Genomic DNA, 21,867 nt, shown 5'->3' on the forward strand with positions numbered 1-21,867 from the left:
CTCAGACAGGCGGGACACCGTGAAACTCACCTTGGGCGCAGTCGCGACGCTCGCGCTGACGCTGACCTTCTTACAGCCGCAGACGGCCAACGCCGTCGCGGAGACCGCCCCGGACATCCCGATCTCCAACGTGACGGCGCATCTGGCCCAGTTCCAGCAGATCGCCAACGCCAACGGAGGCAATCGGGCCTCGGGCCGGCCGGGCTTCACCGCCTCGCTGAATTACATCAGGGGCAAGCTCGACGCGGCCGGGTACACCACCCGGGTGCAGAGCTTCAGCGGCGGCAGCAATCTGATCGCCGATTGGCGAGGCGGTCCGGCCGGCCCGGTTCTCATGCTCGGCGCGCACCTCGACGGCGTCAGCGCCGGAGCGGCCATCAACGACAACGCCTCGGGCTCCGGGGCGCTGCTGGAGGTCGCGCTCACGCTGGCCGCCAGGAACCCGACGCTCACCAAGCACGTGCGTTTCGGCTGGTGGGGCGCGGAGGAGCAGGGCCTCGTCGGCTCCCGCTACTACGTGCAGAACGGCGGCGCCCAGGGCGTCGAGGCGTACCTGAACTTCGACATGATCTCCTCCAGGAACGCCGGCTACTTCGTCTACGACGACGACGCCACGCTGCGGCAGGCGTTCACCGAGTACTTCACCTCCATCGGCGTCCAGCCGGACCCCGACCGCGAGGGTGACGGGCGCAGCGACCACGCCTCGTTCAAGAACGCCGGGGTGCGGGTCGGCGGCCTGGCCACCGGAGCGGGCGCGATCAAGACGGCGGCCCAGGCGGCCAAGTGGGGCGGCACCGCGAACGCGCCGTTCGACAGCTGCTACCACCGGGCGTGCGACACCTACCCGGCCAACGTCAACACCACCGCGCTCGACCGCAACACCGACGCCATCGCGCACGCGCTGTGGAAGCTCGCGGTCGGCTCGGAGAACCCGCCCGCCGACGACTACACGATCTCGGTGAACCCGGCGTCGGCGTCGGTCGACCCGGGCGGCACGGCCACCACGACCGTGAGCACCCAGGTCAGCTCCGGGCAGGCGCAGAGCGTCACGCTCTCGGCGAGCGGCGTGCCCGCCGGCGTCAGCGTCACGTTCAGCCCGGCGACGATCACCGCGGGCCAGTCGTCCACGGTCACGATCGCCACCACCGCCGGCACCGCGCCGGGCACCTACCCGATCGGCGTCAACGGCGACGGGGCGAGCGCCGACCGGTCGGCCTCGTTCTCGCTCACCGTGGCCGGCGACACGGGCGGCGGCACCTGGGTGGCGTACACCTCGTACGCGGCCGGGGACGTCGTCACCTACCAGGGCTCCAGCTACAGATGCCTGCAGGCGCACACCAGCCTGCCGGGCTGGGAGCCGACCAACGTGCCCGCGCTGTGGGCGCGCGTCTGATCCCTCCTGGACACCGCGTGCGGGCCGCCTCTGCCATGACCGGCCCGCACGCGGCCACCACCTAACCGACCGGCTTCAGGACGTCCTCCACCACGACGGCGTCCCCGTAGGCGGCCGCCAGGCGCTCGCGCTGCTCGGGGGTGGCCAGCCACATGGTCACCTCCACCCGGTTGCGCGTCTCGCTGGTGGCGGCCTCCAGCACGCCCTTCTCGTCCATGACCCGCTCCTGGATCCCGTAGAGCTCGGCCCGCGTCCGCTTCGCCCCGGTGACGCAGAGCGCGCCGCCCCACACCTCCCGGATCCACGCCTCCCGGCCTGACAGGTCGCCGGTGAAGGCCAGGTTCAGCACGACGTCGCGGGCGTGGTCCTCGCCCTCCTCCGGCGGGTCCGGGTCGAGCCGGTCGATCCACGCCCCGGCGAACTCCTTGGCCGATCCGGCCCTGGTGATGGCCTCGTTCATGGCGTCCTGCGTCGTCCTGGCCGGGTCGACCGGCTTCCAGCCGCCCTCGGGGGCGGGGCACGGCGTCCCGATGGGGTCCGGCCGGCTCGGTCCCCCTTCGGACGGGCGCGGCGGCTCGGTGAGCGTGAGCCGCTCGCCGTCCCAGGTGCCGGTGACCACGTACAGGCCCCAGCGGGTGCTCGCGGCCGACTCGTGGCGGACCTCGCTCCAGTCCCAGCCCACCACGCCGGGGCCGCCGCACTGGGGCGGCATCGACTCCAGCAGCGCGCGGCACATCTGCGGGCCGTGCGTCCCGTCCTCCAGCACGGTCACCGTCGCCGTGTAGCGCGGGGGCGGCCCGGTGGGCCCGGTGGCGCCGGTGGGCCCGGCGGGCGCGGCGCCGCCCTGGGCGCCGCAGGCCGCCAGGCCCACCGCCAGCGCGAGGAACGCGGTCATCCGTCTCATACCTCTACGACGGGTACGGCGTCCGCCCGGTTCAGGGCGCGACAACACCGCCGTCACCCCACTAGGCTTGCGGACATCACCGACGAAACCGTGCGGGAGAGCGCCCTGACAGCCGGTCAGGGCCCCTGAAGGAGCAAGCCCTCCCCGCGAACCTCTCAAGGCAAAGGACCGCACGGCCGAGGTGACCTCTGGAAAGCAGGCCGGTGGGCCTCGCCGAAGGTGAAAGTCCGGCAAAACCCGGGCGAAGCTCTCAGGCATCGATGACAGAGGGGGAGGATGCTGGCATCCGACTCTGCCCTGAGGTGCGACCCATGTCCCGACCGACACCGCTGCGAGACGTCCACGAGGCTCTCGGCGCCACGCTCACCGACTTCGCCGGCTGGCTGATGCCGCTGCGCTACGGCAGCGAGTCCGCCGAGCACAACGCGGTCCGCCAGGCGGCCGGGCTGTTCGACCTCTCCCACATGGGCGAGATCTTCGTGACCGGCCCGCAGGCCGCCGAGGCGCTGGACTACGCGCTCGTGGGCCACCTGTCGGCGCTGGCGACGGGCCGGGCCCGCTACACCATGATCGTGGACGAGCGCGGCGGCGTGCTCGACGACCTCATCGTCTACCGGCTCGGGGACGAGGAGTTCATGGTCGTGGCCAACGCCTCCAACTACCCGAAGGTCGACGCGGAGCTGAAGAACCGCGCCAAGTCGTACGACGCGGTGGTCGAGGACCGCTCCGAGCAGTACGCGCTGATCGCGGTGCAGGGCCCGCGCGCGCAGGAGATCCTGGCCACGCTCACCGACGCCGACCTGGCCGGGCTCAAGTACTACGCCGGTCTGCCCGGCGTCGTCGACGGGCGCCAGGCGCTCATCGCCCGCACCGGCTACACCGGCGAGGACGGCTTCGAGCTGTTCGTGGCCAACGAGGACGCCGTGCCGCTCTGGCACGCCCTGACGTCGGCCGGGGCGCCGTACGGGATCAAGCCCGCCGGTCTGTCCAGCCGCGACACGCTCCGCCTGGAGGCGGGCATGCCCCTGTACGGCAACGAGTTGAGCGCGGAGCTGACCCCGTTCGACGCGGGGCTGGGCAGGGTGGTGAAATTCGACAAGCCGGGCGACTTCGTCGGCAGGTCGGCGCTGGAGGCGGTCAAGGACACCGCCCCCGCGCGCCGGCTGGTCGGCCTGGTCGCACGGGGCCGCCGGGTGCCCCGCCACGGGTACCCGGTCACCAAGGACGGTGCCGTCGTCGGCGAGGTCACCAGCGGGGCGCCTTCCCAGACCCTGGGCAAGCCCATCGCGCTGGCGTACGTCGACACCGGGGTCAGTGAAGGTCTGGCCGTGGACATCCGGGGCAGCCAAGAACCTGTGGACCTGGTTGAGCTGCCCTTCTACAGGAGGAACAAGTGAGCAACATCCCTGACGACCTGAGCTACACCAAGGAGCACGAGTGGGTTGCCGGGATCGACGACGGGATCACCGTCACGATCGGCATCACGGCGTTCGCCGCCGAGGCTCTGGGTGACGTCGTCTTCGTGCAGCTCCCCGACGCCGGGTCGGTCATCGAGGCGGGCGACTCGGTCGGCGAGGTCGAGTCGACCAAGTCCGTGAGCGAGATCTACAGCCCGGTCGGCGGCGAGGTCGTCGAGATCAACCAGGCCCTGGTGGACGACCCGTCGCTGGCCAACAGCGACCCCTACGGCGACGGCTGGATGTTCCGGGTGCGCGTGGACGGCGACCCGAAGGACCTGCTGACGCCCGAGGAATACACCGCCCTCACCTCGGGCGACTCCTGACAGCACCGCCGGGGCCCGGTAGCGGGCCCCGGCCCTCCCGAAAGGCGCGTCAATGGCGATCAGCGTCTTCGACCTCTTCAAGGTCGGCATCGGCCCGTCCAGCTCCCACACGGGCGGCCCGATGGCGGCCGCGCACAAGTTCGCGCGCGGCCTGAACGACGACGGCCTGCTGGAGCGCACCGCGCGCGTCGAGGCCATCCTGTACGGCTCGCTCGGCCTCACCGGCAAGGGCCACGGCAGCGACAAGGCCGTCCTGCTCGGCCTGTCGGGCGAGAAGCCCGAGCTGGTGGACGTCGACAGCATCGACGAGCGGCTGGCCGCCATGCGCGACTCCGGCACCGTCACGCTGTACGGGGTCCGCGAGATCCCCTTCGTCGTGGGCCAGGACCTCGTCTTCGAGCGGAAGATCTCGCTGCCCGAGCACCCGAACGGCATGCGCTTCACCGCGTTCGACGAGTCGGGCGCCAAGCTGCGGGAGAAGGTCTACTTCTCCGTCGGCGGCGGCTTCGTCGTGGACGAGAAGGCCACCGGGGCCGACCGCATCAAGCCCGACGACACCGTGCTCCCCTACCCGTTCACCACGGCGGAGGAGCTGCTCAAGCACTGCTCCAACACCGGCCTGTCGATCTCCGCGCTCATGCTGGAGAACGAGAAGGCGTTCGGCCGCTCCGAGGCCGAGATCCGCGCCGGGATCCTGCACCTGTGGCAGGTCATGTCCGACTGCGTCCAGCGGGGCATCTCGCAGGAGGGCGTGCTGCCCGGCGGCCTGAAGGTCAAGCGCCGGGCCAACCGCCTGCACCGGCGGCTGCAGACCGAGTCGGCCGAGCGCGACCCGCTCCAGGCGATGGACTGGGTCTCCCTGTTCGCGCTGGCCGTCAACGAGGAGAACGCGGCCGGCGGCCGCATCGTCACCGCCCCGACCAACGGCGCGGCCGGCATCATCCCCGCCGTGCTGACCTACTACTCCCGCTTCACCCCCAACGCCGACGACGAGGGCGTGGTCCGCTTCCTCCTCACGGCCGCCGCGATCGGCGTGCTGTTCAAGGAGAACGCCTCCATCTCCGGGGCCGAGGTCGGCTGCCAGGGCGAGGTGGGCTCGGCCTGCTCGATGGCCTCCGCCGGCCTCACCGAGGTGCTGGGCGGAACCCCGGAGCAGGTGGAGAACGCGGCCGAGATCGGCATCGAGCACAACCTGGGCCTGACCTGCGACCCCATCGGCGGGCTGGTGCAGATCCCGTGCATCGAGCGCAACGCGGTGGCCTCCATCAAGGCCATCACCGCCGCCCGCATCGCGCTGCGCGGCGACGGACGCCACCACGTGTCGCTGGACAAGGCCATCAAGACGATGCGCGACACCGGGCGGGACATGCTCGACAAGTACAAGGAGACCTCGCGCGGCGGCCTCGCGGTCAACGTCATCGAGTGCTGAGCGCGCGGTGACCGGCGCGGTCGTTCAGCGCCGGACGTGGATGCGGACGACGGCGCCGAGGTCGTCGTCGCGCACCTCGCGGCGGATGCGGCTGACGATCTCGCGGTCCAGCTTGGCCACGACCGCGCCGACGTCCGTGGCGGCCGGGCAGGTCAGGCCGATGCGCAGCCTGGCCCCCTCGCCGACGACCCGCACCCCGGCCCTGGCCAGGCCGTCGACGTCCTTGAGCCCCACGCAGAGCATCGCCGTCCCGGTGCCCGACCGGGAGCCGTAGCGCCCCCAGCCCAGGCTCAGCAGCAGCCAGCGCAGCGTGACCAGGACGAGCACCAGCAGCACGAGCGCCACCACCCACAGCGCCCACGGCTGCTCGGCCAGCGCCCGCGCGGTGCGCTCCGGCAGCACCCTGGCCTTCGGCGGCAGCCCCGCCAGCTTGTCGTGGCCGCGCAGCCAGGCGTAGCCGCCCGCCACGAGCAGCACCGCGCCGACGACGGCCAGGCCGATCCGGTTGCCCGCGTACTGCCGCATCACAGCCCCCTCCTGCGCAGCCGCACCACGACCTCGCCCGCGGCCAGCGTGCCCACGCCCGCCAGGCGGTCGCCCACCGCGTTGCCGACCTGCCTGAGCATCGTGCCCGAGCTCTCCCCCTCGGTCACGACGGTGACCTCGATGCGCCGCCTGCGCAGCCGTACCTGGGCCCGGCGCACGCCGTCCACCTCCTGGGCGACGGCCCGCAGCGTACGGCGCAGGCCCGAGCGGGTGATGCCGATGACGATCAGCGGGTCGGTGGTCTCCACCGGGACCAGCCGGGAGCGGCCGGGCAGCAGCGCGAGCAGCAGCAGCACCGCGCCCGTGCCCGCCAGCGCCACCGCGACGGCGTCCAGCTCGCTCCAGGAGGAGGCGGACGCCAGCTCGGCGGCCTCGTTGACCGGCACCCAGCCGAGCGGCCGGCCCATCAGCGACGCCACCACCTCGGCGCAGGTCAGCCCGAGCGCGGCCGTCAGCACCAGGGCCACGGCCACCGCGGCGGGCGTGCGCGCGGGTCTGAGCACCCGGTTGGACCTGCGGAGCGGGGTGTCCTGCGCGGCGACGGCCGCACCGGGCAGGATCTGCTGGAGCGTGGTCATCACAACGACCAGAGGTACACGGGTCCCCGACCGGCTCGACCGCGCCCCCGCCGCCCGTTTGCAGGATCATTACGGGCCCGGCGATCAATGGGCGGATATGCCGTGGTTGCCCGCCGGGGGCGCGCACCCCTGCCGTGTCCGTTTTACCTGGATTACGCTGCCGGTATGGATGACCGCCAGCGCTACGACCGGGCCACGGCCGCTCTTGAGCCGCCGTTCGCGATCCTCGACCTGGAGGCGTTGCGCGCCAACGCCCGCAGCCTGGTGCGGCGGGCCGCCGGCAAGCCGATCCGCGTCGCCACCAAGTCGGTGCGCTCGCGGGCGGTGCTGGAGCGGGTGCTGGCCCTGGACGGGTTCCGCGGGCTGATGGCCTTCACGCTGCCCGAGGCGCTGTGGCTGGCGGAGCAGGGGTTCGGCGACATCCTGGTGGCCTATCCGACGGCCGACCGGCGGGCGCTGGCCGCGCTGGCGGGCTCGGCGGAGGCCGCGGCGGCGATCACGCTGACGGTGGACTCGGTGGAGCACCTGGCGTTCATGGACCATGCGGTGGCGGGGGTCCACCCACGCCACGAGATCCGGATATGTATGGACATCGACGCCGGGTTTGTGGCCTTTGGTGGGAAATTTCGGGCGGGGGCGCTCCGCTCCCCCATCCGCGAGCCCGACCAGGCCGCCGACCTGGCCGCCGCCATCGCCAAACGCCCCGGCTACCGCCTGACCGGGCTGCTCGCGTACGAGGCCCAGATCGCCGGCGTCGGCGACGCCCCCCAGGCCCGCGCCGCGTACGCCCGGCTCGTCAAGGCCATGCAGACCCTGTCGGCCCGCGAGCTCGTCGTGCGCCGCGGCCGCATCGTCAACGCCGTGCGCCAGGTCGCCGACCTGGAGTTCGTCAACGGCGGCGGCACCGGCTCCATCGAGCGCACCGTACGCGAGAAGGCCGTCACCGAGGTCGCCGCCGGGTCCGGGCTCTTCCATCCCCGGCTGTTCGACTTCTACAGCCGCTTCAGCGGCCACCCGGCGGCCCTGTTCGCGCTCCCCGTCGTGCGGCGGCCCGCACGCGACGTCGTCACCGTGCTCGGCGGCGGCTATCTCGCCTCCGGCGCCCCCGGCCCCAGCCGCCTGCCACAGCCCTACCTGCCCGCCGGCCTGCGCTACGCGCCCGACGAGGGCGCGGGCGAGGTGCAGACCCCGCTCATCGGCGCGCCCGCCGAGGACCTGCGCACCGGCGACCGCGTCTGGTTCCGGCACGCGAAGTCGGGCGAGCTGTGCGAACGCTTCGACGCCCTCCACCTCGTCGAGGGCGACACGCTCACCGAGACCGTCCCCACCTACAGAGGCGAGGGCCGCACCTTCCTCTAGAGGCCCCTAAGACGGGTCACCGGCGGCGACGCCGGAGCCCCTTGAGACGGGTCACCGGCGGCGACGCCGGCGCCACAGGACCACCGCCGCGCCGATCACCAGCGCCGCACCCACGCCGATCAGCACCGGCGCCAGGCTCGGCGCCTCGTCGTCCCACAGCCGGTCGGGGTCGTCACCGAACTCCACCGGCCGAGGCGACATCCCCAGTGCGTCGCTCACCGAAGCCGCGAGGCTCCCCGCCCGGGACTTCACATCCGCCACCGTGCGCTCGGCCACACGCTTCGGGCTCACCCGGTCGGCGATCGCGTCGACCGTCTGCGCCAGCTCCGCCCGCGTCCGCGCGATGCGCCGCTCCAGCTCATCGGGATCGGTGTCAGCCATGACTCTCCTCTCGGCCGCGCTCCTGCCCGTGCCCTCACATGTCCTGATCAGTCTGTCAGGTCCGCACGCCGTACGGCACGGCGGGCGGCCAGGTAGGTTTTCCTGGAGAAACTCCTGGAGGACCCATGACCGAGACCAGGCTCGCCCCCGGCGACGCCGCCCCCGAGTTCGCGCTGCCCGCCGCCGGCGGCGACGAGATCTCCCTCGACGCCTACAGAGGCAAGCGGGTGATCCTCTATTTCTACCCCGCCGCGATGACTCCCGGGTGCACCAAGCAGGCGTGCGACTTCCGTGACAGCCTCGCCCAGCTCACCGCCGACGGCTTCGTCGTCCTCGGCGTGTCGAAGGACAAGCCGGAGAAGCTCGCCAAGTTCGCCGAACGCGACGCGCTCACCTTCCCGCTCCTGTCCGACCCGGGGCTGGAAATCCACAAGGCGTACGGCGCGTACGGCACCAAGAAGCTCTACGGCAAGGAAGTCGTGGGCGTCATCCGCTCCACGTTCGTCATCGACGCCGACGGCAAGATCGAGCAGGCCCTCTACAACGTGAAGGCCACCGGGCACGTGGCGAGCCTGAAGAAGAAGCTCGGCCTCTCCTGACCACTCCCCGCGGGCTCCGATCCGGGAGCCCGCCCGGGGTGAATTGACACGCACCGCGCCTTGTCCGTGCCGGTAGGTGACGTGGCACCGGTGCGTGGCCGGAGCGCTAAACTATTCACGGCCCGCCTTTGGCGGGATTGCGCGGGCGTGGCGAAATCAGGCATACGCGGCAGGTTTAGGTCCTGTTGGTGGAGACACTGTGGGGGTTCGAGTCCCCCCGCCCGCACATCAATGACACCGTCCGGCAATTGGCCGATATGTGTTCGCCCGGAAATGCGATGCGCCGAAACCCGGCCGGTTATTCGGCACGGCGGCACCCCGAAATACGGACGCGAACGAAATGGCGTCAGCCGACCAGATTCGCGGGTTGCTCACCCCGGGCGAATTGGGCGAGCTGGTCGGCCGCGACCTGCCACGAGCGTTCGTCCGCCTGCGGGACCGTGCCCGCGACGTGCGGGGTGATGATGACGCCCGGCGTGTGCCACAGCGGGTGGTCGCCGGGCAGCGGCTCGGGGTCGGTGACGTCGAGGACGGCGCGCAGCCGCCCGGAGCGGGTCTCGCCGAGCAGCGCGTCGGTGTCGACGACGGGGCCCCGGGCGGCGTTGACGAGGACGGCGCCGTCGCGCATGCGGCCGAGGAACCGCTTGTCGGCCAGGTGGTGGGTGGCCGGGGTGTGCGGGAGCATGAGCGCCACCACGTCGTGGGCGGGCAGCAGGCCCGGCAGGTCGTCCAGGGGACGGACGCCGTCACGGGCGCGGCGGGCGACCATGGTGACGCGGGCGCCGAACGGCTCCAGCCGGACGCGGAGCTGCGTGCCGAGGTCGCCGGCGCCGAGCACGAGCACGCGCTTGCCCGCCAGCGACTCGGCCATGCGGGGACGCCAGCGGGCGGCGGCCTGGTCGGCGGCGAAGCCCGGCAGGTCCCTGTAGAGGGACAGGAGGGCGGCGACGGCCCATTCGGCGACCGCCGCGCCGTGGGCGCCCCGGGCGCTGGACAGGGCGACGTGGGTGGGCAGGCGGCCCTGCCACTGGTCGGTGCCGGCGCTGAGCGTCTGGACGAGGCGCAGCTCGGGCAGCTCGCCGATCAGGGCCAGCACGCGGTCGACCGGGCGTGAGGGCACGACCATCGCGCGGGCCTCGGCGGCTCCCGGCGGCAACGGGGCCCCGACGTCGTACAGGAGGGGCCGCAGGCCGGTGACGGCGGACAGGGCCGCGCGGCCGCGCTCTTCGGGCACCAGGACGACGAGGTCCTGCGGACGGTTGTGGTGCGCTGACATGCGGGTCCCCGGTCTCGGATCTTTCGGCCGGGGGAGACTCTAGCCCAGCGGCCCGCAAGCGGATCGGGTCGCGCGGAGCTTCCTCGTCTCCGCGCGACCCGGCTTCGCGATCATGATCGCCATCACGATCTCTCCCTTTACTCACCCCAGAGGGTGCTCCCGACGACTACTTTGCCTGCCGGGCCGTAAGACCCGCGTAAGACCGGAGCCGTGTAAGACCAGGGTCGTAGGCGTACTTCACTCTCAAGGCTGAGCCGCCCCACTCCCGGGTTTACGTATCGTGATGGTTGTGTTCGGCAGGGTACGGGCGTGGTCGAGGCGCCATGTGAAGCTGATGGACGCCCTGCGGGTGGCTCCTCTCGCGCTGCTGTGCCTGCTGCCCGTCGTGCCCTACCTGACCTACGCGCCCGACGGGTCGCTGCCGCCGCTCAACGCGCCCGTCTACGCGGTGCTGACGCTGGCGCTGCTGCTGCCGTTGCTGTGGCGGCGTCCGCTGGCGGTGTTCGCCGTGGTGTCGCTGGTCAGCTTCGCGCAGTGGGCGGCCCAGATCGAGGTGCTGCCGGCCAACATGGCGGTGCTGGTGGCGCTGTGGTCGGTGGTCTACCAGTGCGCGTTCCGGTGGGCGCTGGCGGCGCTGATGGTGGCCGAGCTGGGCGTGTTCCTGGCGCTGGTGCAGTGGGACACGCCGACGCTGGGCATGTTCACCACCAGCACGATCTTCGTGATGGCGCTCTGGCTGACCGGCCTGTACGCGAGCACGCGCCGCCGCTACCTGGAGGGCCTGGAGGAGCGCGCCGAACGCGCCGAGCGCGAGCGCGACCAGCAGGCCCGGATGGCGGCCGCCGCCGAGCGGGCCAGGATCGCCAGGGAGCTGCACGACGTGGTGGCGCACAACGTGAGCGTCATGGTCGTGCAGGCCGACGGCGCGGGCTACGCCATCGACAGCGACCCCGAGCAGGCGCGGCAGGCCGTACGGACGATCTCCAGGACCGGCCGGGAGGCGCTGGCCGAGATGCGCCGGCTCGTCGGCGTGCTGCGGCAGGACGACGGCGGCACCGACTACACGCCGCAGCCCGGTCTGGCGCAGCTCGACGAGCTGGTCCGGGCGGCGGGCGTGCCCGCGCGGCTGCGGGTCACGGGCCGGCGCACCGAGCTGACCGAGGGCAAGCAGCTGGCCGTCTACCGGATCGTCCAGGAGGCCCTGACCAACGCGCTCAAGCACGGCGGGCCGGGCGTCCGCGCGCAGGTCGAGCTGCGCTACAGCGGCCCCGAGCTGGTCGTGCGGGTGACCGACGACGGGCGCGGCGCGGCCGCCCCGGCCACCGAGACGGGCGGCCACGGGCTGGTGGGCATGCGGGAGCGGGTCACGATGTACGGCGGCGCGGTCACGGCCGGGCCGCGCGCGGGTGGCGGGTTCGAAGTGCTGGCGCGGCTGCCTACGGCCGAGTCGAAAGCGGCTTAGGGGGAGCGGCGGATGATACGGGTCATGCTGGTCGACGACCAGCAGTTGCTGCGGGCCGGGTTCCGCATGGTGCTGGGCGCGCAGCCCGGCATCGAGGTGGTGGCCGAGGCGGGCGACGGCCAGCAGGCGATCGAGGTGCTGCGCACGGTCGAGGTGGACGTCGTCCTGATGGACGTGCGGATGCCGCGCATGGACGGCGTCGAGGCGATCAAGCACATCACCGGCCCGAAGGTGCTGGTGCTGACCACCTTCGACCTCGACGAGTACGCGTTCGCGGCGATCAGGGCGGGCGCGTCGGGGTTCCTGCTGAAGGACGTGCCGACGGCGGAGCTGGTGACGGCGATCCGGTCGGTGCACGCGGGCGAGGCCGTGATGGCGCCGACGACGCTGAAGCGGATGCTCGACCGGTTCGCCACGTTCCTGCCGACGGAGGAGCCCGCGGCGGCGACGGAGCTGACGCCGCGCGAGCGCGAGGTGCTGCTCATGGTGGCGCGCGGCCGCTCCAACCTGGAGATCGCCGCCGAGCTGGAGGTGGCGGAGGCGACGGTCAAGACGCACCTGGGCCGGGTGCTGGCCAAGCTGGGGCTGCGCGACCGGGCGCAGGTGGTCGTCTACGCCTACGAGGCCGGGCTCGTGGTGCCCTCGCATCGGCCGAACGGCTGACCCGGGTCATCCAGGGTCCTACACGAAGTCCGTCCTCAAGGCCCAGGTCCGGCGGGTTTCGCGCCCCTAGCGTGAGTCGCGTTGTTTTCGCACGACGAGGAGTGAACGTGACTCTCACCGAGACCCCGCGCCAGGCGCCGCCGGCAGTGGTGGCCAAGGGGCTGTCCAAGGTGTACGGCCAGGGCGACGCCCGGGTGCACGCCCTGCGCGAGGTGGACGTGGCCTTCGCCACCGGCGCCTTCACCGCGATCATGGGCCCGTCCGGATCGGGCAAGTCCACGCTGATGCACTGCCTGGCCGGTCTCGACAGCGCGACCGCGGGCACCGTGCACATCGGTGACGTGGAGCTGACCGGGCTCGGCGACAAGCAGCTGACGCTGCTGCGCCGGGAGCGGATCGGCTTCATCTTCCAGGCGTTCAACCTGCTGCCGACGCTGACCGCCGAGGAGAACATCCGGCTGCCGCTGGAGATCGCCGACCGGCAGGCCGACCAGGTGCTGTTCGACCGGGTCATCGAGACCGTCGGGCTGAAGGACCGGCTGCGCCACCGGCCCAACGAGCTGTCCGGCGGCCAGCAGCAGCGCGTGGCCGTGGCCAGGGCGCTCATCAGCAAGCCGCAGGTGATCTTCGCCGACGAGCCGACCGGCAACCTCGACTCGCGCAGCGGCGCCGAGGTGCTGTCGTTCCTGCGCACGTCGGTGCGCGAGCTGGGCCAGACGATCGTCATGGTCACGCACGACCCGATGGCAGCCTCGTACGCCGACCGGGTGGTGTTCCTGCGGGACGGCTCGCTGGTCACCGAGATCACCTCGCCGACGCCGCAGTCGGTGCTCGACACGCTGATGAAGCTGGAGGCGTGAGGTGCTGAAGACCGCCAGGGCGGGGCTGCGCGCGCACAAGGTGCGGCTGCTGCTCACCTCGCTCGCGATCATGCTGGGGGTCGCGTTCATCACCGGCACCTTCGTGCTGAACGACACGGTCCAGGCCGGGTTCGAGGAGCGCGTCACGGCCGACGCCGGCAAGGTCGCGGTGGCCGTGCTGCCCGGCAAGCCGGACAAGGGCATCGCGCCGGAGACGCTGGAACGGGTGCGCGCCGTCCCCGGCGTCCAGGAGGCGCACGGGCTGGTCCGCGGCAGCGCGCCGCTGCTCGGCAAGGACGGCAAGGCCGTCGGCAGCCTGCCCACGACGGCGATCTCCGTCGTGCCGGGTGTGCTGGCCCGCACCTCCATCGTGAGCGGCACCGGGCCCGGCAGCGACGACCAGGCGGCCGTGCTCGACGAGAACACCGCCAAGGCCGAGGGCTTCCAGGTCGGCGACACGATCACGGTGCTCGACGCCAAGCAGCGCGAGCACACGTTCAAGCTCGTCGGGCTGTTCGACCCGGGCGTGGACCAGGAGCTGGCCTTCACCGGGGCGCTCGGGTTCACCACGGCGACGGCGCAGCGGATGACCGGCGAGCGGGAGTTCGCCGAGATCGACGTCGCGGGGGCCGACCCCGTCGCGCTGAAGCGGGCCGTCGCCTCGGCCGCCGGCGCCGGGCTCGTCGTCAAGACCGGCGACGAGCTGGCCTCCGACCTGGCCAAGTCCGCCGGGCTGCAGATCGAGATGCTCACCCTCGGGCTGCTGATGTTCGGGTTCGTCGCGATGCTGGTGGCGACGCTGGTCATCTACAACACCTTCAACATCCTCGTCGCGCAGCGGACCCGGGAGATGGCGCTGCTGCGGTGCATCGGGGCGACGCGCGGCCAGGTGTTCGGCTCGGTGCTCGTCGAGTCGGCCGTGGTCGGGCTGATCGCGTCGGTGCTCGGGCTGGCCGCCGGCTACGGCCTGAGCGCGATCACGCTGGCCGTGCTGCGCGCGGTGGACGCGCCGCTGCCCACCGAGGCGGCGATGCGGCTGACCCCGGCCACGATCGGCATCGGCCTGGCCGTCGGCCTGGTGGTCACGGTCGGCGCCGCGGTGCTGCCCGCCCGTACCGCCACCCGGGTCGCGCCGATCGCGGCGCTGCGCACGCAGACCGAGGAGCAGACGTTCCGGGCTGGGATGCTGCGCGTGGCGTTCGCCGCGCTGTTCCTGCTGGGCGGCGTCGGGCTGGCCGCGGTCGGCGCGCTGGTGATGACGCCCGGCGAGCAGATCTCGCTGCTCGTCGTCATGGGCGGCGGCGTGCTGACCTTCCTCGGCGTGCTCATCATCGGGCCGCTGCTGGTCAGGCCGCTGAGCGCGCTGGTCGGCTGGCTCCCGGCCCGGCTGTTCGGGGTGCCCGGCAAGCTGGCCGTGGACAACTCCGGACGCAACCCCAAGCGGGCGGCCACCACGACCGTGGCGCTGACCATCGGCGTGACGCTGATGACGCTCATCTCGGTGATCACCGCGTCGACCCGGGCCACCGTGACGGTCAAGCTCGACGACCAGTTCCCCGTCGACTACCAGCTCACCTCCCAGTCGCGCGAGTCCAGCATCCCGCGCTCCATCGCCGACGAGCTGCGGGCCGCGCCCGAGCTGTCGGGCGTGGTGCAGATCCGCGACACGATGAGCGCCTCTGGCGACGTCAAGGTCCAGGTGGGCGCCTTCCAGGGACCGCTCAAGCCCGAGGTGACGTCCGGCTCGATCGGCGCGCTCGGGCCCGGCACGGCCGCCATCGCCGACTACGCCGCCACCGACCTGGGCGTCAAGGTCGGCGACACCGTCCCCGTCAAGGCCAAGCGGTCCGGCACGGTCAACCTGCGGGTGGTCGCCGTCTTCCCGGGAAGCGACTCGCCGCTGCCCACGATCACGATGTCCGCGCCGCAGTTCGACGAGGTGTTCGGGGCGGTGCCCGACAGCACCGTCGTGCTCAACATCGCCGACGGCGTGCCCGCCGAACGGGCCCGCGCCGTGGTCGACGCCGCGGCCGCCGGCCACCCGACCGTCCAGGTGATGAGCTCGACCGAGATCCGCGGCGAGTTCGACCAGACGCTCGACATGGTGCTCATGATCATCACGGGGCTGCTCGGGCTGGCGATCCTCATCTCGCTGCTCGGCATCGCCAACACGCTCTCCCTGTCGGTCCACGAGCGGACCAGGGAATCGGCGCTGCTGCGGGCGCTCGGGCTCACCAGGCCGCAGTTGCGGCGGATGCTCTCCGTGGAGGCGCTGGTGCTCGGGCTGATCGGGGCGCTGGTGGGCGTGGTGCTGGGCATGTCGTTCGGCTGGGCCGCGGTGCGGGCGATGCTGTCGGGGGCCGTCTTCTCGGCGTCGCCGTGGCAGATCGCGCTGTTCGTGGTCGTGTCGGGGCTGGCCGGGGTGCTGGCGGCGGTCGTACCGGCGCGGCGCGCCGCCCGGGCGTCGATCGTCGGGTCGCTCGCCACCTGACGCCGGGGAATTGGATAAATGCGGATAGAGATGGATAAAAGCCGCTAAATCCGGATAGGGCACTTGTAGGTCGGGCGTCCATGGGGGCGGCGCCCGGCCTCACCCGTCCCGCGCCGCCCTGAGCCCTGGGCCTTGGACCCGGGCCCTGGGCCCCGGGCCGTCAGCCGAGAGCCTGGGCCGTCACCGGGGCCGATGCCCCGGCCACAGCTCCGCCACCGACTCCGGATCGAGCAGCGGCCGGGCCACCACCTCGCCCGTGGCCCGGTCGATCACCACACAGCCCCCGCCCACCCCGTCGGGCAGCCGCGCCGGATCGTCAGGCTCCAGATCCCGCACCCACGCCACGTACCCCTCGGGGAACGCGTGGATGCCCACCGACAGCGCCTCCCCCGCCGGGCGCACCCCGTTGAAGTACTCCTCCGCCAGCGCCCTGGCCTGGTCCATGTTCACCGCGGCTGCCCCTGCCTGTCGAGAATCACGCAGAACACCCCCGTCACCGTCAGGTACGGCGGCTCCACCGCCATGTGCCCCCGCTGCGCGTCGATCCAGATCACCTCACCGTGGGAGTTCACCGCGTTCCACGCGTGCGTCCCGCCGCCCGGCCAGCGCACCACGATCACCGCCGACGCGCCGTGCCCCGCCTCCAGCAGCCGCCGCGCCACCATCGGGTACGCGTGCCGCCCCTGCCCCGCATGCTGGAACCGCTGACCGACCCAGCGCTCCATCCGCGCCGTGCTCCCCGCCTCACCGGTCAGCAACGGCCGCCCCACCCGGTCGTACTCGGGCATCCTCGGCGCCGACGCCGCCGGCTCCCCGTGCCACGTGGACAGCACGGCCAGCGCGCAGTCGGCGGCGTTCGACACGCGGAACGGATCATCCGCCGGGCCACCGCCGTTGATCAGCCGCACCCAGGTGCCGCGCGGATCCGGGAACCGCGTCCCCATCGTCACCGCCGCCGCCAGATCCCGCTCCACCTGCGGATCCGGCGGCACCAGCCCACCCGGCACCCCGTACGGCCTGCTGTCCACGAGCTTCGGCGGCCGATGCGGCCAGTCGAACCAGTCGTACTCCGCCGTCCCCCGCCGCCCCTCCCCCGCGAGAACCGCAGCCCCCCTGCCCTCACCGGCGCTTCGCCCCGGCCCGGAGTGACGAGCACCCGCCTGCGTAACGGACCGCGGCGCCTCGCCCGGCCATACAGCGGCGCGCGCCTGCGCCTCACCCGGCCGCGCACCCGAACCCGCCGCCGCCTCCCCGGACCGACGGGCCGGGTCCTCAAACCCCGGTCCTGGCCGTACGGCAGATCGCGCGGACGTATCGCCCAGCCACGTGGCAGTAGGAGCCGCCGCCGCTCCCCCAGCCCGGTGCGCCGCCCCCTCGGGCCGCTCGCCCGACCAGCGGGCCGCCCCATCGGAGCGCTCGCCTGACCATGCGGCAGGACGCTCGGACGTGTCGTCGGACCGGTGGGGCGACCCCTCGGGCCGCTCACCCGGTCGCGCGGGCGGGTCGCCCGGGCGGACGGCGGGTGGCTCGCCTGGCCACGTGGGCGAGGAGGACCTGTCCGGCCACCTGGCAGCGGACGCTTCTCCGGGCCAGGTCGTCGGGCGGGACTCCGGCGGCTCCTCGCGTCGAGCGGCCGGCCTCATGGGCGGCTCGTTGGGGGGCGTGGCCGGTTCGGACGGCAGGTGGCCCGGCCAGGCTGGCAGTTGGCCCAGTTCCTGTGGGGAGCGGGGTCGCTTCGACGACGGCGCGGGGCCGTTCGGTGCGGCCCTCCCGGCCTGCGGAGAGGCGGCACCGTTCGACGAGGCGCCGGTGCCGTTCGAGGACGGGACAGTGCTGTTCGGTGGGGCGGTGGTCCCGTGTGGCGGGGTGGTGCCGTGTGGTGAGGCGGTGGTGCCGTTCGATGGGGTGGGCGTGCCTGGCCATGCCGAGCAGCCCGGCATCGCGCCCGTCGCAGCGCCGTTCGCCGCACCGGGCATCCCTCCGCCTGCCGCCGTGCCGTTCGGTGTGCCGTTCGAGCGCCCGTGCGGTGAGCCCGGCATGACGGTGCCGAGCGACGGGCCGGGCCAGGTGTGCTGGGCGTGGTGGGCCCCGGACGGCGGGGCGTTCTGGGTTTCGGACGGCGGGCTCTGGCCGGCGCTCGGCGGCCGGCTCTGCGGGAAGGAGCCGTTCGGGTGGGAGGCCAGGGCCGACGACCCTGGGCCGCGCGACTCCCTGGTCAGCCACCGGCCGTCGTACGGGGTGCCGCCGGGCGCGGTGCCCGTGCCGTTGGGTGCGGGTGGCTCGCCACCGGGCGCGCGTTCCCCGCCCTCCGGTGCGGGTGAGCCTTTCCGCAGGTCGAAGGGCGCGCCGCTCGGGCGCGGCTGGGCCGGGTCCGGCCGGGTGCCGCCCCCGGCTCCCGTGGAGGTGGCGTCGGACCAGATGGTGTCGGCCCACGCGACCTCCTGCCGAGGGGCCTCGGTACGGGCCGCGTCACCCGGAGCGACGTCACCCCGAGCGCGGCCACTTCCAGCGCGGTCACCCCCGGAACGGTCACCTCCAGAACGGTCACCTCCAGCGCGGCCGTCTCCGAAGTGGCCACCCCGGACGTCGCCGCCTTGGGCGCGGTTGTCCCGGGCTTCGCTGCCAAAGGGGCGCAACCCGCCCCAGGGATCGCCGCCCTGGGCATCGTCGCCTCGGGCGCGGTCACGCCGTGCTTCACCGCCCCATGTGCGGCCACCCCAGGCGGTGGCACCTCGCGCGCGCTCACCCGAAGCGTCGTCGCCCTGGGCGGCGTGGCCCCGGGTGCGGTCCCCCCGAACGTCGTCGCTCGGGACGGCGCTGCCTCGGGTGCGGTCGGGGTGGGCGTTGGCGTGAGTTGGGGGTGGTTGGGTGGGGTTGGGGGATGGGGAGTTGGGCTCTGGCTGGGTGGAGTCGGGCGGGCCTGGGTCGGCGGCGCGCTCGTATTCGAGCCATCGGACACCGTCAGCGACCACGGGGTTGTACTGCCCCTCGGGAAGGACCCACCGGACGCCGGACTTGCGGTCGCGGAACACGTCCTGCCTCCTGTCATGCTCGACGACCGATCGTAGGGGTGGTCGCCGCGGATGAGGGGCCAAAGTCAGGAAGATTGTCGGCCATGACTACCCATCTGACCTGCGCAAACGCGGACGTATCAGGACGGGTCATCAGGCGGTGTGGACGGTGACGGTGTGCCGGCCGGTGGCGCCGTCGGGGGTGATGGGGCGGCGTTCGGCGGTCTGGGTGCGCCCGGCGGCGTCGGTGGCGCGTACCTCGATGGTGTGGTCGCCCGGGGTGGCGTCCCAGTCGAGGGCCCACTGCCGCCAGGTGTCGGGGCCGGGGACGGCGGCGAGCCGGGCCTGCTGCCAGGCGCCGCCGTCGACGCGGACCTCGACGGCGTCGACGCCGGTGTGCTGGGCCCAGGCGACGCCCGCGATCGTGGTGCGGCCGGCGGGCAGCGTGGCGCCCGGCTTGGGGAGGTCGATGCGCGATTGGGTCTTGATGGGCCCCTTGGCCGCCCAGCCGCGCGGCGTCCAGTACGCCTCGTCCGTGTCGAACCGGGTCACCTTGAGGTCGACCACCCATTTGGTGGCCGACACGTATCCGTACAGGCCGGGCACCACCTGGCGTACGGGGAAGCCGTGGTCGACGGGCAGCGGTTCGCCGTTCATGGCGACGGCGAACAGGGCGTCGCGGCCGTCCATGACGACGTCGAGCGGGGTGCCGCAGGTGAACCCGTCGGCGGAGGTGGACAGCAGCATGTCGGCGCCGGAGCGGAGGCCGGCTTCGCGCAGCAGGTCGGCCATGCGGGCGCCGAGCCAGCGGGCGTTGCCCGCGTAGGGGCCGCCGACCTCGTTGGAGACGCAGGTGAGCGTGATGTCGGCCTCGGTCAGCGGCCTTCTCAGCAGGTCCTCGTACGTGATCTCGATGGGCCGGTCGACGAGCCCGTGGACGCGCAGGGTCCAGGTGGCGGGGTCCACCTGGGGGACGATCAGCGCGGTGTCCACCCTGTAGAAGTCGGCATTTTTCGTGATGAAGGGGGTGAGGCCGTTGAGCTTGAAGTCAGTCCCCGGCGGCAGCGGCGGCGCGGGGGTCGCCGGAGCGGGAAGGGCGAGGGCGACCCGGGCGGCGTCCACGGCCCGGCGGCTGCCGAGCCCGTGCCCAAGCAGCGTCCCTGCGCCCGCGGCGACCACGCCCCCGGCGGCGCCGGTCAGCAGCCGCCGCCGGTCGAACGCGTACGGCTCCCCTCCGCCCGGCCGCATCACGGCGGGCAGCTCAGGCGCGGCAGAGGACCCTGCGGAGGGCACTGCAGAGGGCGTGGCGCGGCCGATCAGCCAGGACAGCGTCCACATGCCCGCCACGACGCCCACCACGGTCGGCAGCGCGTCGACCGCGCCCGCCCCGGGCCGGGTGAGGACCGCCGCCAGCCCCACGGCGCCGAACGCCACCAGCCCGGCCAGCCCCCGCCCGACGGCGCCCCGGGCGAGCACGCCGAGCCCGGCCGCGACCAGGGCCAGCACGACGAGCACCCCGCCGAGCAGGACGACCCTGTCGTACACGCCGAACGCGGCGACGGCGAACTCCTTGAGCGCCGCCGGCGACAGGTCCACGACGGCGTCGCCCACCGCGACCACCGGGGAGGCGTCGCCGCCGACGACCCCCGCCACGAGCTGGGCGGCGCCGAGCGCCACGCCCCCTGCCACGATGCCCGCCAGCGCGCCCGCCCAGGCCGGGATGACCGAATTCCTCTGCACGTGAACGACGCTACGCCGCCCGGCGGCCGAGGGTTCTTACGCGGTGGTTACGCCGAGAGCAGTTCGCGGACGATCGGCGCGAGGGCGCGGAAGGCGCGGCCCCGGTGGCTGATGGCGTCCTTCTCCTCGGGTGACAGCTCGGCGGTGGTGCGCGTCTCACCGTCGGGCACGAGGATCGGGTCATAGCCGAACCCGTTGGTGCCGCGGGGCGTGGTGACGAGGCGGCCGGGCAGCGTGCCCTCGGCGACCCGCCACTCCCCCGACGGCAGCGCGAGCGCGGCCACGCAGGCGAAGTGCGCGGTCAGCTTGTCGGCGGGCACGTCGGACACCTGGGCGAGCAGCAGCCGCAGGTTGGCCTCGTCGTCGCCGTGGCGGCCGGCCCAGCGGGCGGACAGCACGCCGGGCATGCCGTTGAGCACGTCGACGCAGAGGCCGGAGTCGTCGGCGACGGCGGGCAGCCCGGCGGCCTGGGCCACGGCGTGCGCCTTGAGCAGGGCGTTCTCCTCGAACGTGACGCCGGTCTCGGCGACGTCGCCGATCGAGGGGAACTCCTCCAGCCCGACGATGTCGAAGCCGGCCAGGATGCGGCGCAGCTCGGCGATCTTCCCCGGGTTGCGCGTGGCGAGAACGATCTTCATGAGCTCAGCGCCTCCTGCTGGATCAGGGTCAGCTCCTCGCAGCCGGCCACGGCCAGGTCGAGGAGCTGGTCGAGCACGGCCCGGTCGAACGGCGCGCCCTCGGCGGTGCCCTGCACCTCGACGAAGCTGCCCTCGCCGGTCATGACGACGTTCATGTCGGTCTCGGCGGCGACGTCCTCGACGTAGCAGAGGTCGAGCATCGGCACCGAGCCGACCACGCCGACGGAGACGGCGGAGACGGAGCCGATCAGCGGGTCGCCGGGGCACATCTTGCGCTCGCGCATCCACGCGACGGCGTCGGCGAGCGCCACGTACGCGCCGGTGATGGCGGCGGTGCGGGTGCCGCCGTCGGCCTGGAGCACGTCGCAGTCGAGCACGATGGAGTTCTCGCCGAGCGCCTTGTAGTCGACGCAGGCGCGCAGCGAGCGGCCGATGAGCCGGGAGATCTCGTGGGTGCGCCCGCCGATCTTGCCGCGGACCGACTCGCGGTCGTTGCGGGTGTTGGTGGCGCGCGGCAGCATCGCGTACTCGGCGGTCACCCAGCCCTGCCCGCTGCCTCGCCGCCACCGGGGCACGCTGTCCTGGACGGAGGCGGCGCAGAGGACCCGCGTGCCGCCGAACTCCACCAGCACCGAACCCTCGGCGTGAGAAAGCCACCGTCTTGTGATGTTGATGGAACGGAGCTGGTCAGAATTGCGGCCATCCTGTCGAGACATGCAGATCACCCTATCTCCGCGCCACCACGCTCTTGACC

Annotated in this window: 20 protein-coding genes, 1 tRNA gene and 1 riboswitch; of the genes, 11 read left to right on the top strand and 10 right to left on the bottom strand. The window is 73.0% G+C overall.

The genetic code is table 11. The features are described from left to right. The first annotated feature begins 19 nt into the window (after positions 1–19). Positions 20–1,393 carry a M28 family peptidase gene (locus tag AB0J53_RS35645; RefSeq protein WP_364180460.1) on the top strand — a complete coding sequence of 458 codons (1,374 nt, stop codon included), beginning with the start codon at positions 20–22 and terminating at the stop codon, positions 1,391–1,393. A gap of 61 nt (positions 1,394–1,454) precedes the next feature. Here the strand turns inward: AB0J53_RS35645 and AB0J53_RS35650 are convergent, their stop codons facing one another. Next, a complete protein-coding gene (locus tag AB0J53_RS35650; RefSeq protein WP_364180462.1) occupies positions 1,455–2,288 on the bottom strand; it encodes a hypothetical protein in 834 nt (277 codons plus the stop codon). Positions 2,289–2,380: 92 nt separating this feature from the next. Then, positions 2,381–2,478: riboswitch (glycine riboswitch) on the top strand. Positions 2,479–2,608: 130 nt separating this feature from the next. Here AB0J53_RS35650 and gcvT point away from each other — a divergent pair. Genes gcvT through AB0J53_RS35665 form a run of 3 tightly spaced genes read left to right on the top strand, consistent with a single transcriptional unit; the run spans position 2,609 to position 5,509 of the window. After that, the gene (gene gcvT / locus AB0J53_RS35655; RefSeq protein ID WP_219510405.1) at positions 2,609–3,694 is read left to right on the top strand and encodes a glycine cleavage system aminomethyltransferase GcvT; all 1,086 of its coding nucleotides are present in this window, start codon (positions 2,609–2,611) and stop codon (positions 3,692–3,694) included. Beyond that, entirely contained in the window at positions 3,691–4,080 is a 390-nt protein-coding gene (gene gcvH / locus AB0J53_RS35660; protein ID WP_219510403.1) for a glycine cleavage system protein GcvH, read from the top strand. The genes gcvT and gcvH overlap by 4 nt, the downstream gene beginning before the upstream one ends. Before the next feature lie 52 nt (positions 4,081–4,132). Continuing rightward, on the top strand, positions 4,133–5,509 hold the full coding sequence (locus AB0J53_RS35665; protein ID WP_219510402.1) for an L-serine ammonia-lyase: 1,377 nt from the start codon (positions 4,133–4,135) through the stop codon (positions 5,507–5,509). Positions 5,510–5,533: 24 nt separating this feature from the next. Here the strand turns inward: AB0J53_RS35665 and AB0J53_RS35670 are convergent, their stop codons facing one another. Then, positions 5,534–6,034 carry a hypothetical protein gene (locus AB0J53_RS35670; RefSeq protein ID WP_364180465.1) on the bottom strand — a complete coding sequence of 167 codons (501 nt, stop codon included), beginning with the start codon at positions 6,032–6,034 and terminating at the stop codon, positions 5,534–5,536. Next, entirely contained in the window at positions 6,034–6,633 is a 600-nt protein-coding gene (locus AB0J53_RS35675) for a DUF6286 domain-containing protein (protein WP_219510400.1), read from the bottom strand. The genes AB0J53_RS35670 and AB0J53_RS35675 overlap by 1 nt, the downstream gene beginning before the upstream one ends. A 165-nt stretch (positions 6,634–6,798) precedes the next feature. On the opposite strand from AB0J53_RS35675, the gene AB0J53_RS35680 reads away from it, so the two are divergent. Continuing rightward, the gene (locus AB0J53_RS35680) at positions 6,799–7,992 is read left to right on the top strand and encodes an amino acid deaminase/aldolase (protein WP_364180468.1); all 1,194 of its coding nucleotides are present in this window, start codon (positions 6,799–6,801) and stop codon (positions 7,990–7,992) included. 51 nt (positions 7,993–8,043) lie between these two features. Here AB0J53_RS35680 and AB0J53_RS35685 read toward each other — a convergent pair whose 3' ends face one another. Next, positions 8,044–8,373 (bottom strand): DUF3618 domain-containing protein, encoded by a 330-nt coding sequence (locus AB0J53_RS35685; protein ID WP_364180470.1) that lies wholly within the window; start codon positions 8,371–8,373, stop codon positions 8,044–8,046. A gap of 125 nt (positions 8,374–8,498) precedes the next feature. Here AB0J53_RS35685 and bcp point away from each other — a divergent pair, with 125 nt between their 5' ends. Further along, positions 8,499–8,972 (top strand): thioredoxin-dependent thiol peroxidase, encoded by a 474-nt coding sequence (gene bcp / locus AB0J53_RS35690; protein WP_219510397.1) that lies wholly within the window; start codon positions 8,499–8,501, stop codon positions 8,970–8,972. Positions 8,973–9,113: 141 nt separating this feature from the next. Further along, positions 9,114–9,198, top strand: a tRNA-Leu gene (locus AB0J53_RS35695). A 120-nt stretch (positions 9,199–9,318) separates the two neighbouring features. Here AB0J53_RS35695 and AB0J53_RS35700 read toward each other — a convergent pair. Continuing rightward, positions 9,319–10,248 carry a 2-hydroxyacid dehydrogenase gene (locus AB0J53_RS35700; protein ID WP_364180472.1) on the bottom strand — a complete coding sequence of 310 codons (930 nt, stop codon included), beginning with the start codon at positions 10,246–10,248 and terminating at the stop codon, positions 9,319–9,321. A gap of 334 nt (positions 10,249–10,582) precedes the next feature. Between AB0J53_RS35700 and AB0J53_RS35705 the strand changes: the two genes are divergently transcribed. The 4 genes from AB0J53_RS35705 (at position 10,583) to AB0J53_RS35720 (ending at position 15,724) form a co-directional block, all read left to right on the top strand. After that, positions 10,583–11,710 carry a histidine kinase gene (locus tag AB0J53_RS35705; protein ID WP_364180504.1) on the top strand — a complete coding sequence of 376 codons (1,128 nt, stop codon included), beginning with the start codon at positions 10,583–10,585 and terminating at the stop codon, positions 11,708–11,710. A gap of 12 nt (positions 11,711–11,722) precedes the next feature. Continuing rightward, complete coding sequence (locus AB0J53_RS35710) at positions 11,723–12,373, top strand: response regulator transcription factor (protein ID WP_364180474.1); 651 nt, start codon at positions 11,723–11,725, stop codon at positions 12,371–12,373. Positions 12,374–12,480: 107 nt separating this feature from the next. Then, positions 12,481–13,233 carry an ABC transporter ATP-binding protein gene (locus AB0J53_RS35715; RefSeq protein ID WP_308126017.1) on the top strand — a complete coding sequence of 251 codons (753 nt, stop codon included), beginning with the start codon at positions 12,481–12,483 and terminating at the stop codon, positions 13,231–13,233. Position 13,234: 1 nt separating this feature from the next. Further along, positions 13,235–15,724: an FtsX-like permease family protein gene (locus tag AB0J53_RS35720; RefSeq protein WP_364180477.1), complete on the top strand. Its 2,490-nt coding sequence runs from the start codon at positions 13,235–13,237 to the stop codon at positions 15,722–15,724. Between the two features lie 180 nt (positions 15,725–15,904). Here the strand turns inward: AB0J53_RS35720 and AB0J53_RS35725 are convergent, their stop codons facing one another. The 5 genes from AB0J53_RS35725 to rph all read right to left on the bottom strand — a co-directional run bounded on the left by AB0J53_RS35725 (position 15,905) and on the right by rph (position 21,829). Beyond that, positions 15,905–16,168, bottom strand: a complete 264-nt coding sequence (locus AB0J53_RS35725) for a hypothetical protein (RefSeq protein ID WP_364180506.1) — start codon at positions 16,166–16,168, stop codon at positions 15,905–15,907. 2 nt (positions 16,169–16,170) lie between these two features. Then, positions 16,171–16,752, bottom strand: a complete 582-nt coding sequence (locus AB0J53_RS35730) for a toxin glutamine deamidase domain-containing protein (protein ID WP_219510390.1) — start codon at positions 16,750–16,752, stop codon at positions 16,171–16,173. Between the two features lie 2,136 nt (positions 16,753–18,888). Continuing rightward, positions 18,889–20,475: a molybdopterin-dependent oxidoreductase gene (locus AB0J53_RS35735; RefSeq protein ID WP_364180480.1), complete on the bottom strand. Its 1,587-nt coding sequence runs from the start codon at positions 20,473–20,475 to the stop codon at positions 18,889–18,891. A 47-nt stretch (positions 20,476–20,522) separates the two neighbouring features. After that, complete coding sequence (rdgB, locus tag AB0J53_RS35740; RefSeq protein WP_364180482.1) at positions 20,523–21,113, bottom strand: RdgB/HAM1 family non-canonical purine NTP pyrophosphatase; 591 nt, start codon at positions 21,111–21,113, stop codon at positions 20,523–20,525. Continuing rightward, positions 21,110–21,829: a ribonuclease PH gene (gene rph / locus AB0J53_RS35745; RefSeq protein ID WP_219510387.1), complete on the bottom strand. Its 720-nt coding sequence runs from the start codon at positions 21,827–21,829 to the stop codon at positions 21,110–21,112. Before rph ends, rdgB begins: the two co-directional genes overlap by 4 nt. Positions 21,830–21,867 lie beyond the last annotated feature (38 nt).

Origin of the sequence: Nonomuraea sp. NPDC049725 (assembly GCF_040674795.1) — a bacterium.
Taxonomy (GTDB): Bacteria; Actinomycetota; Actinomycetes; order Streptosporangiales; family Streptosporangiaceae; genus Nonomuraea; species Nonomuraea ceibae.

Excerpts from the sequence above, each read along its gene's own strand:
- AB0J53_RS35650 (WP_364180462.1), bottom strand. The coding sequence starts at position 2,288 with ATGACCGCGTTCCTCGCGCTGGCGGTGGGCCTGGCGGCCTGCGGCGCC.
- gcvT (WP_219510405.1), top strand. The coding sequence starts at position 2,609 with ATGTCCCGACCGACACCGCTGCGAGACGTCCACGAGGCTCTCGGCGCC.
- AB0J53_RS35665 (WP_219510402.1), top strand. The coding sequence starts at position 4,133 with ATGGCGATCAGCGTCTTCGACCTCTTCAAGGTCGGCATCGGCCCGTCC.
- AB0J53_RS35670 (WP_364180465.1), bottom strand. The coding sequence starts at position 6,034 with ATGCGGCAGTACGCGGGCAACCGGATCGGCCTGGCCGTCGTCGGCGCG.
- AB0J53_RS35675 (WP_219510400.1), bottom strand. The coding sequence starts at position 6,633 with ATGACCACGCTCCAGCAGATCCTGCCCGGTGCGGCCGTCGCCGCGCAG.
- AB0J53_RS35680 (WP_364180468.1), top strand. The coding sequence starts at position 6,799 with ATGGATGACCGCCAGCGCTACGACCGGGCCACGGCCGCTCTTGAGCCG.
- AB0J53_RS35685 (WP_364180470.1), bottom strand. The coding sequence starts at position 8,373 with ATGGCTGACACCGATCCCGATGAGCTGGAGCGGCGCATCGCGCGGACG.
- bcp (WP_219510397.1), top strand. The coding sequence starts at position 8,499 with ATGACCGAGACCAGGCTCGCCCCCGGCGACGCCGCCCCCGAGTTCGCG.
- AB0J53_RS35700 (WP_364180472.1), bottom strand. The coding sequence starts at position 10,248 with ATGTCAGCGCACCACAACCGTCCGCAGGACCTCGTCGTCCTGGTGCCC.
- AB0J53_RS35705 (WP_364180504.1), top strand. The coding sequence starts at position 10,583 with ATGGACGCCCTGCGGGTGGCTCCTCTCGCGCTGCTGTGCCTGCTGCCC.
- AB0J53_RS35710 (WP_364180474.1), top strand. The coding sequence starts at position 11,723 with ATGATACGGGTCATGCTGGTCGACGACCAGCAGTTGCTGCGGGCCGGG.
- AB0J53_RS35725 (WP_364180506.1), bottom strand. The coding sequence starts at position 16,168 with ATGGACCAGGCCAGGGCGCTGGCGGAGGAGTACTTCAACGGGGTGCGC.
- rdgB (WP_364180482.1), bottom strand. The coding sequence starts at position 21,113 with ATGAAGATCGTTCTCGCCACGCGCAACCCGGGGAAGATCGCCGAGCTG.
- rph (WP_219510387.1), bottom strand. The coding sequence starts at position 21,829 with ATGTCTCGACAGGATGGCCGCAATTCTGACCAGCTCCGTTCCATCAAC.